The organism is Methanococcoides alaskense (assembly GCF_027594145.1).
In the GTDB taxonomy this organism is placed as follows: Archaea; Halobacteriota; Methanosarcinia; order Methanosarcinales; family Methanosarcinaceae; genus Methanococcoides; species Methanococcoides alaskense.
In genome coordinates this window covers 16,104-31,801 of sequence record NZ_JAQFFK010000002.1, presented here as the reverse complement: position 1 = coordinate 31,801, position 15,698 = coordinate 16,104, and the positions used below count along the sequence as shown (strand labels likewise).

The window sequence follows — 15,698 nt, the reverse complement described above, 5'->3', positions numbered from 1 at the left end:
ACGCAAAAGTGAGGTACTATAATGTCAAGTTTCATTAACAACGTATCAAAATTGGTATTTGGGAGTTTGCTGGCGCAGTCATTGGGGATCATGCTATACCCAGTCATTGCAAGAATATACTCTCCGGCTGATTTTGGGGTCTTTCAACTTTTTCTATCGATATCAACTATTCTTACTATATTCACTTGTTTTTCTTATCAGCTTTCTATTATGCTCCCAAAAAATGATGAAGATTCTGCTAATATTGTTGTACTTTGTATAATTCTTCTAACATTTGTATCTATTATTATTGGTTTTATATTTGTCCTTTTCCCGGAGCAAATAGGCAGTTTCCTGAATGCCCCACAACTTTCTGATTACCTCATATTCGTTCCTCTTATTGTATTTTTAAATGCCCTTTTTTTGGTGTTAAATTTATGGACATCCCGGAGGGTCATGTATGGAACTGTTGCAACAGCAAGGGTCGTTAATTCATTATCATCCAAGGTTACGCAAATTGGGATCGGGATAGTCAGAACATCACCTATCGGATTGATCTCTGGTTATATGTTCGGCTATTTGTTGGCAGATCTCCTTATTTTGATAAAAATAAGATCAGAACTGCATCTTTTCAATAACATATCTCTTAAAAAAATGTGGGGCTTAGCGGTCAGGTATAAACGATTTCCAATATTTTCGATGTGGTCTCAACTTGCAAATATGATATCCCTTCAATTAACGCCGTTCATGCTCGTATATTTCTTTAGTTCTACCGTAGTTGGATACTATTCAATGGCAAATCAATTGTTAGTTCTACCTCTGACACTGATAGGAGATGCCACCAGTCAGGTATTTTTCCAGAAGGCCAGTGAAGTGAATAACATTACCGGCAATTTTAAGAATATACTAACTGATGTTCATAGAAGATTGATATCGATTGGCATATTTCCGATGATTATATTCATGATCATCGGTGAAGAGCTGTTCAGCTTTTTCTTGGGATCGAACTGGTATACTGCCGGGATCTATGCCAAGATATTGGCACCGTGGATCTTTTTGCGATTTATCTACGCCCCTATATCATCTGCTTTCAATATACTTGAAAAACAAAATGTAGCATTAGGTTTTAATTTTGTCTTTGTTATTTCGATTTTTGGTGTGCTCTATATCGGAGGTACCTATGGAGACCCAATCATAGCACTTACTTTACTTTCGGCTACTGCGGTGCTGTTGTGGGGAGCTGCTGATCTCTATATATTAAGAATGTCTGATGTTCAATGTATCGAAGAAATTAAAAATGTAATGGAATACCTGATAATAGCACTTGTAATTTCTCTTCCTCTAATTGTGGTGAAGTACCTCTCTTTATCGGTATATGTCATCTTCATTGTTGCATTCGCAGTTACGTTTGCTTATTATCTGGTAGTTATGTATAAGGATATTACATTGAGGGATCAATTATATGGTATATTAAAGACTATTAAGAACAAGTTATGAATTTGCTATAAAATCAATAGTTCGATCAAAGAAGTAAGGTATGGATCTACAAAGTCTTGAGTCATATCTCAATGTTATTGTAGAAGATGATAGTAATGAGAAAAACAACTGTCGCAATATTGTGTATACTAATATTGGTTCTGTTACTGGGTATCACAACCACTTTACGTAGTTCGGCTGCATCAACAGTATATGTTGCTACAGATGGCAGCGGTGACATCAATTGTGATGGTACGGATGACCAGGTTCAAATAAACCGGGCAATGGACTTCGTAGTAAGCCATTCTGAATATACAACTGTTCATCTAAAAAGTGGTACTTACATTATAGGCGATACGATCTTCATTCATAGTAATACAATACTTGAAGGTGAGCCAGGTGCTGTGGTCAAATTAAAAGATGAATGTGGATGGCCTGGTCGAAAAGGTTTGATCGAACCATCTAGTGTGGGTGCCCATAGTTTTAAAATCCATGATTTTGAAGTGGATGGGAACCTTGACAAGCAAACATATGTAGTAACCCAGATGGGTGAGCCAAGCATACATGGTCGGGGATACCTTGATCTCTTCTTTGCGTCCAGTGGTGCGAATGGAGATCACAGTGCTCCATACGATGTTGAGATCTACAATATGTACTTCCATGATGGTGCAAACGATGGTATCAGGATCAGAGGGGATGGTACAGATGCTGATCTGAAAATTCACGATAATACGTTTTATCGGACAGGTCATGATGATATATACATTATGTATACAAAAAATGTACATATTTATGACAATGATTTCACATGGATCTATGGCGATTGTGGCGTGCGAATTGAAGACACAAGCGATGTTGTCATCACAAACAATACTCTGTATACTAAAACGTCTGATCCTCGTGGATTATCTGGTATTTATTTATCCCTTACTAATAGTTTACACACATCTAACAATTATACCGTTGCGTACAATACAATAAGAGATGTTCAGGAAATGGGCATTGTAGTTTGTAATCGTGTGGCAGGAACGCCTGATATTGACAAAGCTAAAGATCTGTATATCCACCACAATTTGATCTATGATGCAATCGGAAGTCATGGATACGGTGGTGGAATCCAGATAAATGGCTGGAATAATACTGTGATCGAAAACAATGTGATCGATGGCTGTAATGGTGATGGGATCGTTACCAGAAACAGATTTAAAATGGGTGACACGACTGGCTACAAGATATACATCAGAAACAATATCATCAGTAACACAGATTATTATAGTGGTTTCTCATCAAGTGGGTATGGGATCAATAATTATCTTGCCTCAAGGCATGATCTTATCCTGGAAAACAACAATTTATGGAGCAACGAAAAAGGTAGCTACCGCAATGTAGGTTCATATGCATCCGATCTCAATGTAGATCCATTGTTCGTTGATCGAGGGAATCATGATTACCATCTAAAACCGAATTCACCGATCATTGATGCAGGTATGGGTGTGTATGTAAGTGCTGATTCTACACCAGCACCCATTCTGAACACGATAGGCAGCAGGACCGTGGATGAAGAAAGGAGCTTAAGCTTTGTGGTCAGTAGATGGATAATCGATTCTATAACAAGTCTGCTCATCGATGTGGGATACTCGGGGTCGGACTACAGTAATGCTTCCGCCGGTCTTGACCGCACAGTTTCTACTGGTGAGATCGTGACCTTGGACGGCTCTGCATCAACAGACGATGTTGGTATTATATCCTATACATGGGACTTCGATGATTCTGACGGACTCCAGCAGGATGCCGCTGGTATCGTTGTTCAGCACTCCTATAGTTCAGTGGGAACATATACAGCAACACTGACGGTGACAGACGCTGAGGGTAAAATCGATTCGGACACTGTTCTTTTAACTGTACAGGAAATTCCATCGGACACTGACTGCGGAAATTTAGACATAGTACGCGGTACAGCTACAATCGATGGTGATCTAAGTGATTGGCAAAACACAGTCGGGATTACAATTTATGGAGTCTCCGACAGAAATCCAGAAGAAGACAATATAGCAACAATAAAGGCAATGTATGATGACACGTACCTTTACTTTGGATGTGATGTGAAAGACACCAACCTCCGGGCAGATGGGGTAAGTGATGACACTAGTCTACATATGGATGATGGCGTTGAGATATATCTTGACACTTTGCACAACAATGGGTTCGCAATGCAGACAGATGACTACCACTTTATCATAAACCTGAATGGTGCAGTGGTGGATGATGTGGGTACTGGTAGTGGGAAGGATTACAATTACACCAGCAATATTCTCAAAAGCGTGAGGTTGCAGGGCAGCAAGAATGATGCAAGTGACAAGGATAGGGGCTACATGATCGAGGTTGCAATACCATGGAGTGACGTCGGCGGACAACCTTCTAACGACATTGTTGGTTTGTTCCTTGCCATAAATGACTTGGATAATGCAGGTGATTTATATTTCTTTAATTGGTGCAATCTAACAGGTTCCTACGCTGTACCTGAATACTGGGGAGATGCGATCATTACAGGTGTGAACTACTCCACGCTTACGCATGGAACTTCCTGTTTCATAGCTCGTTCCATCGAACGCAACTTCACAGGCTCTTCCCCTCGTTCCGAAGGTGCTTCAAATTCCAATTAAGTTCTGTTTATTAAGTGCAAATTTCTTAATGTTGATAGCGGCATTAATATCTCTATCGTGAATTGAATTGCATTCGGGACATTCCCATTCTCTAACCGCAAGTGTCATGTCATTTTTGTAGTGACCGCACACGTTACAGATTTTAGTTGATGGTTCGAATTGTCCGATGCGGAGAACGGTCTTTCCACACCATTCTGCCTTTATTCGAGCATGGATACAAAGGAACTCCACGAAGCATCTGCAATATGTTGAGCAAGGTTGTGATTTTTTATCATCCCTTCAACATTCAATGTTTCCAACGCTATAGCTTGGTTCTCGCTTAATAGTTTAGAAGAGAGTTTGTGTTGGAAATCATTTCTCTGGTTTCTGACTTTCTCATGGAGTTTTGATAATGCAAGTTTAGCTTTTGTCCTATTATTTGAGCCCTTTTGTTTCTTGCTCATCCTTCGATGTAGCACATTCAGTCGTTGCATAGAGTTTTTAAGATACTTAGGATTCTCGACTTTTTCACCATTGGAGATAACAGCGAAATCCTTAATCCCCACATCAATGCCGACAGTTGAATTTTCATCGAAAGAGGATTTAACAGGCACTTCTTTACCATCATCAACAAGAATGCTGATATAGTATTTTCCAGTAGATGTTCTGGAAACCGTAGCAGTCTTTCCGTTACCTGTAAATTTACGATGTAAAATAGTCTTGACAAACCCTATCTTTGGAAGATAGACTTTATTATCATCAAAGTCCACCTTATAGAATTGTGGTACAGAAAACGATTGTACAGGTTTCTTCTTCGATTTAAATTTAGGAAATCCAGTCTTTTCCCTGAAAAACTTCGTATAAGCTTTCAAGATTAAGAGTAGCACCTTGTAGCGATTGAGAATTTACATCCTTCAACCATTCATGTTCTACCTTTAACTCGGTCAACATTTTGTTCAACGTGAACCTTGATGTTGACTTGCCCTCCGTTTGATAAGATTTAATCTTGTTATCCAAAGCCCAATTATAGATGAACCTGCATGAACCGAAATGTTGAAAAAACATCTCTTCCTGCTCTTTTGTAGGATACATTCTATACTTGAAAGCTTTTAACATACTTGTCCCTATACGACTTAACCGTACTTATGCTTTGAGTTAAATAACAGTTATCATCATGTCAGTACGCATTCATCCCCTAGCTTACGCGGGGTGTTCTGCTTATTATGATAAATTTAGCAAAAATATCATGGGACTCTGCTGTAAAACGATCGTACACAAAAAATAGTGTCTGATCTTTAAATTTTGAACGTCCATGCTAATTTCTTATAGTGCTCCTCTATCGGGATCAATGTACGAAGGGATAAATTCGTGATCTTCATGCCCCTCCAAATCCAATTCATCATTCTCATTGAGAAATTTGTACAGATATGTAAGTTTGTGCTTTCTTTTTATCTTAATTCGTTTTTTCAGTATTTCATCCATTTTCTGATCGATAGGCCAGAATACTGATGCAGCAACATTATGTATTTTTGCCATGTCCATTGAGAACGCAATTAATGATAGAACTATCTCTTCTTCGAATTGTGGTATGTATGCATCTTTCAGTTGCATGGTCTTAATATCTTTTTCAGAACCTGCAATATCAAATACAAAATATCCAACTAGCTTATCATTTTGGGTATCGATACACTTGATCACATATCGCTTCTCAGCGACAGCTTTTGAGAAATATATCCATTTAAGTGTCTCTGCATCCCGGCACAGTGTTGTTGCATTTTTTGTTCTGCTGTTTTTCCACAATTCTGTGAACGAATCATCACAATCTGTGCATAGAGAACATTTGTAATGATTCGGTTGTAACTTAAATGTTCTTTTATCCTTGAACCATCGAACAAAAGGTGAGATCAACTTTATGGGAGCCACTGAAACTTTTCTTAAAGGTAGCAGGCTGTGAGATGTAATGTTCGTTTGTATGTATAAATCACACATTTGTCCATAATCTCGAATATACCAGTATTCTAGATTATTAAACGGGACATCGATATCAGAAAAACCCAATTTGGAGAATATTTGTGTCGCGGTCTTATTTGCCGTGGTGTTGAGCAGGAGCTTAATATTTTTCTGTCTGGCAAATGCCAGTATCAGCTGAAGGCTGATAACTCCTCGTACCGAAGGTCGCACATATAGTGATGTACCGGTTGCAGCGATATCATCTCTCCCCTTTATCTGATATTTTACAGGGATATTCCCCATAAAACCAACAATTTCCGATTTCTCGTCTTCAATGACCCAGCCAAACGGGATGGATGGATCCATCCAGGGATTGTTTTTCCACCACATATCGAAACGACGTTGCCAAATCTCAGGTGGGTAGTGTAACCCCTCTCTCAAGAAATCTGCTAGTTCTGAAAAGTCCTTTTCCTCCAGCGTGCGTATCTTTGTTGATGGCATGGTATTCCTATTAATTATTTGTGTGATGATTACTTATATTATTGTCTGATTTAGTTGCAAAGTAAAAGTTTTAAGTTATTCAAACTTTAAAAATACCAGTATTGATCTGTAATTATTTTATAACGATGTTTATTCTCCACCTTGAATGTTATGGTACCGTCCGGTTTCTGCTCCCATTTGACACTCTCTCCTAAGGCATCATCATAAACTTTGGTGTTCCTGCTGGCACTTATATTGACATTAGCAAGTGCATAAACACCATTTGTAAATGCTTTGAATGTTCTTTGCGGCAGGACAGTTCGGCTCGATACAGTGTTATTTCATCATGTGACAAATTTTATGAGATACCACCACAATCCACTTGCTTTGACCAATACTTCGTTGCTGTCTGAACCATCTCGAATACTGAAGCGTTTCAGTTTGAATATATCCGTATCCTGGGAATTGAATCCTACGTCAACGGTGACCCCACACTTATAACCCTCTTTTTTAGCAATTGAGATCTCTCGATCTGAGTAATCACCATTTGGATAGGACAATGCATATATTTTGAGTCCATATTTCTCTTCAAGGTCCTTCTTTGACTGTGAGATCTCCTTGTATGCTTCAGATGTGGTACAGTTCGGCAGGACAGGGTGGAATGCAGTATGGGATTGGAAGTCTACCATAGCCTTCATATCTTCGATATCATTCTTTGATAATGCCTGTCTGTCATCGAACTCTTTTGTTTGCTCGAACCCAAATTCTCTCAAGATCTCCAATCTCTCCTTATTGGGAATCTTTTTCAGATCCTCAAGACTATAATCATTGCCTGTCTTGTGGGACCACCAAAAATGGCGGTTTGTGTCTACTATGCCGCTGCACAGGAATATAGTGGCGGGTATATCATATCTTTCCAGCAGGGGTTTGAGCTCATAGTTGCTCTTATGTCCATCATCCATTGTTATGATCAATGATTTTGGTGGCAGTTCATCAACTGTTCCTGCTTCTTTTGCTCTGACATAATCCTGCAGGGGGATTATATTGTACTTGGAGCTTAGTATTCTTAGGGTCCTGTCTGCTTTGTCAGGACTTATATCATGAAAATTCACGATTGTTACTTTTTTTCTCTGGATGACTTCTCTGATGAATAATGGTATCCCTGTTAGCCGCAACAAAAGGAATGGTATTTTTACAAGCATTCTGTTTCCCCCACATTTAAAGATAAGTTCCGCAGCATATATGGTTTTTTATTACTTTTTGTTGAAGTCGAGTAACATTTTATATTTCATCTGTGGAGGTGATTTATTTACGCATTTCATCCAAAGTAAATTAAGCAAAACAAGTTTCTATTTTCCTGACATGCAATTTTTGATGCAATACTAACAAAAAATTATCGGATAGCTTTATTGACTACGTCGATTCACACAACAATCCGCAATCATCTGATATAATAATCTCTTCACTCCCACCATTATAAGTTGCAACCCTGCAGGCTTCCCACAAGCCATTGCTTCGATCAGACCTCCTCCTAGTCCCTCAAACCCGGCAATACAAACACAGTACAAGCATTCATTAAGATGGCCATCTCATCGTGTAGATCGGTACCTCTAAACTCTAATTAATCCACAACTATGCCTAATTTTAATCCAATTTCAAAGTTTCTAAATGCTTATTTTGAGATCGCATTAATGATAGTATTCCACACGTTTGTCACACTTTCTTCATTCAGGTCGCGAACACTTTTTGCTGCATTATTCGAAAATTCCAATAAAGTTTCAGGATTTTGCAAAAATTCAAGGATTGCTTCAGCAAATGAAATGTGATCTTGGTAATCATCAATAATAAATCCGTTATATCCATGTTTTATGATATCTGAAACATTTCCACAATTAGAGGAGATGACCGGTAAGCCACAGCTAAGAGCTTCGACAACTGAATAAGGGAAACCTTCTCTTTCGGATGTTAATATCGACATTTTTCCTTTGTTGTACCAATTCCATGAATTAGATTGATACCCCGCAAAAAATATGTTCTCCATCAGACCAAGTTCTCTAGTAAGCTCTTCTAGCTTTGTTTTACACTCGCCATCCCCTACTATTGCAACCCTTACCTCCTCATACGTACGTCTTACGATATCAATTGACTTTATTAGTGTCTCAACATGTTTTACGCCAGCCAATCTTCCAACAAACACAATGTCATATTCTTTAATAGAATTCACATGCTTAAATTTATTATCTACTGCATGGGGAAGTACAGAAATTGTATCATTTTTGACACCTTTATTTTCCAAATATTTTTTGGTATAGCTTCCAGTGACTGTTATAATATCACATTTGTCTAGTATGTGTAAAAATATTTTTGCTGAAAAATTCAAAGGTGGTAGTGGTCTACAGTATGAGTATTTACCTATTGGACTCCTTCCTGGGGCATAGAGTTCTACAGGTCCTGCAAGTAACGATATTCCCACTTTCTTCCTTGTTAATTTGCCTACTACAAATGCTAAAATACCATGTGGGAACATAAGGTAACCATGGATCAACTCTGGTTTTTCCCGAATGGATAGAATGATCATTAGCACAAATTTATACAATAAAGCGATTATGGGGATCTTCAAAGTCCAATATGGGGGGCAATGGTACTGAAATTTGTTAATATCAGGGCCTTTTGTATCTCGTACAACTATCAACTTATCTACTTCATCCAATAATGTTATTGGATAAAGATGGTGCATCATGTTTCTATCGGCCAATTTCAATGTAATTAATAATTTCATAAGATCACCATCATTTTTTGACAAAGTTTTCAAGTATCTGGCATAGGTATGTGAACTTATATCGATAGAAATTTGTAATCAAGTGCTTAACAAGAGCCAAACGATATTGACCTCTACAATTCCTTACTTCCTCTTGATACGTATCTTTACTAACACATTCTATGAACTCATTATTAATTTTCGACAAGAGGGTATCTTTATCTTTCCTATAAAGAGGGCAGGGTTGGTAATGATCATTGATAAATACAGGAATGATCTCGAAATCTACAATACCATTCTTAGAGAATTTACATGAAAATATCATAGATTCCCTCATTTTCCTTTGCCACATATCAAAAACAAAATTACCCATACTATATACTATAACTCCATTATTGTATCTCTCGACACCCTGTAACACATGTGGATGATGTCCCAGAATAAGATCTGTACCTGCATCAATTATGTCATGGGCAAGAGAAAATTCGTCTGGTGATGGTTTTCTAACAAATTCATTACCCCAATGAAGTGAAACAATCAAAATGTCCACATCATCTTTGACTTTTTTGATATCACTGACAATATCCTGGGGGTCTTCAACAGAGCAATAAGAGGTTTCATCACGCACAAGACAATAAGCTAGGAAACCAAAAGAAATTCCATTTCGATCTAAAATGACCAAATCCCTGGATCTCTTTTTATTTTCAGACACACCTACTGTCTTGATGTCACTATTAGATAGTAATTCCTGAGTTCTTATCAGTGATCTCTCGCCATGTTCCAAAATGTGGTTATTCGCTATAGACATCACGTCAAAGCCTGCAGAAATGAGGCCATCTACCGAGCTTTCTGAACCCCGCAATTGTACCGATTTGATGTTAGCGAGATCGATTTCAACATCGGATAGGACTGATTCTAAATTTCCAAATGTAATATCTGCTTTTTTTAATATATCTGAAACATTCTCAAATATAAACTCGGATCCTTTTTCTTTGATGAGACTTCCCACACCGTGACCAATGCAGATAGGATGGTCTCCCAGCATAACATCGCCAACGGCCATAAGTGTTACAGCATCATTATCTGACATCATACCAGCTCAGAGATGATAAACTTGTACTTTCCAGCTTTTGTCCTTTCTATCTCATCAACGAACCTGAATTCAACGTCCCATTCGTTGGACTTACTTTTAATGATCTCTCTGATCATGTCCAGTTGTTTTTCATCAAAACTATCGTCTGTTACGATCTTGATGACAAGCTTATCAACCTTTGTCTGTACTACCTGATATTCTTTTATACCCTTTCCATATTCCCAGAAAATATATAGCAGAAAATATCCATGAACATGCCTTCCGTCAGGAGTTAACAGAATATCAACAGTCCGCCCCATGACTTCTTTCAACAACTTGGATTTTCTTCCACAACCACATTCGTCATTGAGAAGATGTCCTATATCTCCCGTATCATACCTGATGAAAGGCATCGCATAATTATGAAGACTCGTTGCCAGGATCCTTCCAATACCCTCTTCCAGCTGCCTGCCATCATCATCCACAATTTCCATAATGCTTCGTTCGGTATCTATATGCAGTCCATTGTGTTCTGCACATTCGTAAGCACCCACCCCACCATCGTTCAGACCATAGGCATCATAGACCTCACATCCAAACCTATCTTCAATGTTTTTCCGCATGTGGGGCATCAGTTTCTCTGCAGTAGTGAAAACTGCCTGAGGTGTGGGGATGTCAACATTGTTCTCATTAATGAAATTAGCAAAAAAATTAACCGATGAAGCATAACCCCTTATAAATTTAGGTTTGAATGAATTGATGACGTTTGCATATTGTTGCATATCCTTAGGACCCATATCAAACGCAGATAGTTTGCGAATATTCCTTGAGACCTCATGAGCTTTGTTGACCACAATAGATTTGGTTCCGACATCCAAAGAGGAACCTGCCAGAAATACCATCCGATCTCCAAGTTCGTAATCAGCATACCCCCATCCACGATAGAGCATTGCACCGGATAAAAAACGATCATATTTCAACAGCCTGTATCGAAAGGGAGTCCCCGTAGATCCACCTGTTGAATCCGTGTAGTATCTCATTGTGTCCAGATCGACTGGCTTGAAATCCTCCCAGTTGTCTTTGATAGTGTCTTTGGTAAGAGTCGGAATTTTTTCAAGGTCTTCGATCGTCTTAATGTCAGATGGTGTAAGTCTCAGCTCATTGAATAGTTTGTGATAGTATGGAACATTGTCGTATGCAAAACTAATCATGTGCCTCAGTTGTTTTTCCTGATCTGTTTTTAGCTCAGAGTAGGGGTTAAACTGTGAGTGTACCACACGTTTGTATGTGGAATAAAAGTTAACCTCTCCTAAAAGATGGGCAAATATGAATAATGGTTTATGGTACATAGTATTAAGTAACAATTAATATTTTATTAGTTTCCTATCATTTTAAGGATTTCCCCTAAGACGGCTTTGTGTAGAAATGGTTATATTATGTATGGGTTTATGCGATGAAATCCATTGGTCTTCGGTTAAGGAGTCTTTTAACTTATTGCTAATGGTTTTGGACACTAACAACTAACTGCACTTGTAGGATTTAACTACGAAGTGGTCTCATTTTGCTGGTTTTATCACTTGCATATTTTTCATTGGGTTCTGTATATGGGTGCTATTTATCACGATTCTTCTCTTAGCCCATGACATATGTATGTATTTTGACAACTATCTGCACTTATAGAATTTAACTACGAAGTAATCTAATAATGCTGGTTTTATCACTGGTATATTTTTTATTGAGTTCTGTTTATAGGTTCTATTTATTACGATTCTTCTCTTAATATTAACGTATGGATATATCTTGACCACAATAGGCATACTCCGGGACAGTGTGTTCTCAAATACAAGAATTGTGAACACAACACTCATATCAGTGTACATAAAAAACGTTATTCGGTAAATATGATGGTGACGGAAATTCACAACACTTATATCGAATAAAAACCCTGAGCTTCACATCATATATATCTAAAACCAATATAAAAGTCTTAAATAAACATATGTGGTAATCATGAAAAAGCTAAATATCTTGTTAATAGTATCATTCATTTTGTTACTAACGATTCCGACTGTTTTGGGTAGTACTGCCCCGATCGTATATGTTGCCACAGATGGCAGCGGTGATTATAACACGGATGGGACAGCAGACGAAGTTCAGATCAACCAGGCAACTGCGTTTGTGAATGCTCATCCTGAATATGATACTGTGTACATCAAAGCTGGCAATTATGAAATAGCAAATACTGTCATATTCTATTCAAATATGAACTTGCAGGGTGCAGGTGTAGATGACACTATCATAACATTGGTAGATGAATGTATGTTTCCGCAATACAAATCATTGTTTGAACCTGCTACACGTGCGGCACATAATTTTAAGATCCATGATTTTCAAGTAGATGGAAACTACTTTGCACAAAAGTATGTAAGGACTGTGTATGGTGAGCCTGCTGTTCACGGGCGGAGTTTCATGGATGGGTTTGGATTTCGGCATAACGGTCCTAATGGCGATCGTAGTGACCCGTATGATTTCGAGATATATAACATGGAAATCCATCATATAGCAAATGATGGAATTAAGATCAACGGCGACGGAAAACCCGCTAATATGAACATCCATGACAATGAATTTTATTGGACAGGTCATGATGACATATATATACATGGATCTGATGGTGTTTACATTCACGATAATCTCGTTTCAGTTCTAAATGGTGATTGTGGTTTCAGAATAGAGAACACAGATAATGTTGTGATCACTAACAATATAATGCAGACCGATCCATCTGCATTACATGGATTGTCTGCGATCTATCTATCTCTTACTGGAGCTTCATACACATGTCAAAATTATGAAATTTCATATAATGAAATAAAAACCCATCAAGAATTTGGTGTGGTTGTTTGTAACCGTGTGACAGGAACCCCCGCACTTGATAAAGCAAGTGATCTGTATATTCATCATAATTTGATCTACGACTCAACAGGTTATGGCTCACACAGTGGTGGGATCCAGATAAATGGTTGGGACAACACAGTAATTGAAAACAATGTGATCGATAGTAGTGAGGGAGATGGGATCATCACCCGTAACAGATTTGGAATGGGTAGCACAACCGGCTACAAGATATATATCAGAAACAATATCATCACTGGCTCAAATTATAACAGTGCTTTCTCATCAAGTGGGTATGGGATCAATAATTATCTTGACTCAAGGCATGATCTTATCCTGGAGAACAACAATGTATGGGACAACGAAAAAGGTAATTACCGCAATGTCGGTTCATATGCATCCGATCTCAATGTCGATCCATTGTTCGTTGATCGAGCAAATCATGATTACCGTCTAAGATCGAATTCACCGATAATTGATGCAGGTATAGGTGTGTATGGAAGTGATGATTCTAAACCAGCACCAAGTAACACAGCACCCGTCCTGAACGCGATCGGTGACAGGACAGTGGATGAAGGAAGCACCTTAATCTCTACTGTCAGTGCCACAGATGTTAACGGTGATAGTCTTGCTTACTCAGCCACTGGTCTCCCATCTGGTGCAAGCATTGGAAGTTCCACAGGTGCTTTCAGCTGGACACCATCCGAAGGTCAGGAAGGTACCCATTCTGTCACATTTGAAGTAACGGATGGTCAGCTCACTGATTCTGAAGAAGTTACCATAACTGTAATTAGAAACACTGCTACAGCACCAAGTCTGGTTTATGACAACCGACTGCGCGAATCAACTCCTGATACTACCCTTGCAGAGGACAATTATATTGACATAGGGCACTTTGATGGTACAGGTCGTTATAGGGATGTCATGTGGTTTAACCTAAGTACGTATAACACCACTGACACAGTCTCTGATGCAACCCTTTCATTATATTGGTACTATCCTGAGAACAGTCCACGTAACCAGGACACTGTTGTAGAGATCTACAGAGCAGCTGACTGGAATTCTGATGATGTAAGCTGGAACAACAAGGCAGCTGGCACTCCATGGAACAACGCGGGTGGGGATTGGTTCGATGTGAACAATGTAGCCCAGGGCAGTGAGCCTTATGCATCAATAACGTTTGATGCAAATGATCTGCCTGATAACAGGTACTATGAGTTCGATATCACAGAACTGGTGCAGGATTATGTCAGTGGTGAATACGACAACACCGGTTTCTTCCTCAAGGCACAAAATGAGCATGACAACTATATTGCATTCTACAGTTCTGACTGGAGCAATGAGAACCAGAGGCCAAAGCTCACCATCGGTCATGCAACAGAAAGCGATTCTGTAATTGGACCTGCGAATCCATCAATCACTCCTGTCCACCTTTTAGCTTCATCGGATCAGGTAACTCCTGGTGAAACCTTCACGGTGGATGTTTTGATCGATCCTGCAGTACCAATAACAGGGGCTCAGTTAGATCTTCTTTTTGATGGTTCAAAGCTGACAGCAGGAAGTGTAACAGAAGGTAACCTTTTCGATCAGAACGGTGCTTCCACGTTTTTCAGCAGTGGAATAATGCTAAACAATGATGGCAAGATCGAAGAAGTCTACTCCTCAATTATCGGCTCGGAAAGTGTCACATCCCAGGGTGTGATGGCTACGATCAGCATGACAGCAGGAAGTGCTACAGGCATGGCAGAAATTGATCTGGCCAATGTGGTTATCAGTGATACCAATTCAAATCTCATGCCTTTCACAACTTCAAAAGCAACCGTGCTCGTTGATACAGCACCAGTTATTGATCAAATTGGTGCAAAGTATGTTGATGAAACAAGTACGCTTACATTTGCAGTCAGTGCTACAGATGCGGATGGCGATATTCTGATATACTCGGCAGCAGGCCTTCCGGTCGGTGCAAGCTTTGATTCCGCATCAGGTGAATTCATATGGACGCCTTCAGAGGGTCAGGCAGGTACTTATGTTGTCACTTCAGAGGTAACAGATGGATATCTTGCTGACTCAGAATCCTTTACTATAAAAGTAAATGCCGCCTATCCACGCGCGGATGTGAATGAAGATGGAATCGTTAATATTCTGGACATCACACTGGTTGGCCAGAATATCGGCAGCTCTGCGGAGAGTGACCCACGCTGTGATGTTAACCAGGATGGTCTAATTAACATCCTGGATCTCACAGCAGTTGCACAGAATTTTGGTGATATTGTAAATTGAGGCGCAAATCTTGCGCCATCCTTTTTATTTATACCTAATGAATCTGAATTGTTTTTTTCTCGAGGGGATGTTCTTGTCGGCTTAGACTGGAGAGATTTATTAGCTAATCTGAAATCTTCCTTATCAAAACAATCCCTGATCGATTTTTATCTTCAAATGTTCTACC

The 15,698-nt window shown here is 39.0% G+C and carries 8 protein-coding genes and 1 pseudogene; 3 read left to right on the top strand and 6 right to left on the bottom strand.

Annotated features, from left to right (window positions below):
* Positions 1 to 21 precede the first annotated feature (21 nt).
* Positions 22 to 1,476 (top strand): oligosaccharide flippase family protein, encoded by a 1,455-nt coding sequence (locus PBV53_RS03470; protein ID WP_270095794.1) that lies wholly within the window; start codon positions 22 to 24, stop codon positions 1,474 to 1,476.
* A gap of 95 nt (positions 1,477 to 1,571) precedes the next feature.
* The gene (locus PBV53_RS03465) at positions 1,572 to 4,118 is read left to right on the top strand and encodes a sugar-binding protein (protein WP_270095793.1); all 2,547 of its coding nucleotides are present in this window, start codon (positions 1,572 to 1,574) and stop codon (positions 4,116 to 4,118) included.
* Here the strand turns inward: PBV53_RS03465 and tnpB are convergent.
* From tnpB to PBV53_RS03435, 6 genes and pseudogenes are all read right to left on the bottom strand, one after another.
* Positions 4,104 to 5,213, bottom strand: a pseudogene (gene tnpB, locus PBV53_RS03460) (IS200/IS605 family element RNA-guided endonuclease TnpB). The gene PBV53_RS03465 and the pseudogene tnpB overlap by 15 nt on opposite strands.
* A 207-nt stretch (positions 5,214 to 5,420) precedes the next feature.
* Positions 5,421 to 6,548 (bottom strand): GNAT family N-acetyltransferase, encoded by a 1,128-nt coding sequence (locus PBV53_RS03455; RefSeq protein ID WP_270095792.1) that lies wholly within the window; start codon positions 6,546 to 6,548, stop codon positions 5,421 to 5,423.
* A gap of 323 nt (positions 6,549 to 6,871) precedes the next feature.
* Positions 6,872 to 7,729: a polysaccharide deacetylase family protein gene (locus PBV53_RS03450; RefSeq protein WP_270095791.1), complete on the bottom strand. Its 858-nt coding sequence runs from the start codon at positions 7,727 to 7,729 to the stop codon at positions 6,872 to 6,874.
* Between the two features lie 470 nt (positions 7,730 to 8,199).
* On the bottom strand, positions 8,200 to 9,306 hold the full coding sequence (locus PBV53_RS03445; protein WP_270095790.1) for a glycosyltransferase: 1,107 nt from the start codon (positions 9,304 to 9,306) through the stop codon (positions 8,200 to 8,202).
* Positions 9,307 to 9,316: 10 nt separating this feature from the next.
* Positions 9,317 to 10,378, bottom strand: coding sequence for a CapA family protein (locus PBV53_RS03440; RefSeq protein WP_270095789.1), 1,062 nt, complete (start codon positions 10,376 to 10,378; stop codon positions 9,317 to 9,319).
* A complete protein-coding gene (locus PBV53_RS03435; protein WP_270095788.1) occupies positions 10,375 to 11,568 on the bottom strand; it encodes a phenylacetate--CoA ligase family protein in 1,194 nt (397 codons plus the stop codon). Before PBV53_RS03435 ends, PBV53_RS03440 begins: the two co-directional genes overlap by 4 nt.
* Positions 11,569 to 12,430: 862 nt before the next feature.
* Here PBV53_RS03435 and PBV53_RS03430 point away from each other — a divergent pair.
* Positions 12,431 to 15,532: a disaggregatase related repeat-containing protein gene (locus tag PBV53_RS03430; RefSeq protein WP_270095787.1), complete on the top strand. Its 3,102-nt coding sequence runs from the start codon at positions 12,431 to 12,433 to the stop codon at positions 15,530 to 15,532.
* The last annotated feature ends 166 nt before the right edge of the window (positions 15,533 to 15,698 follow it).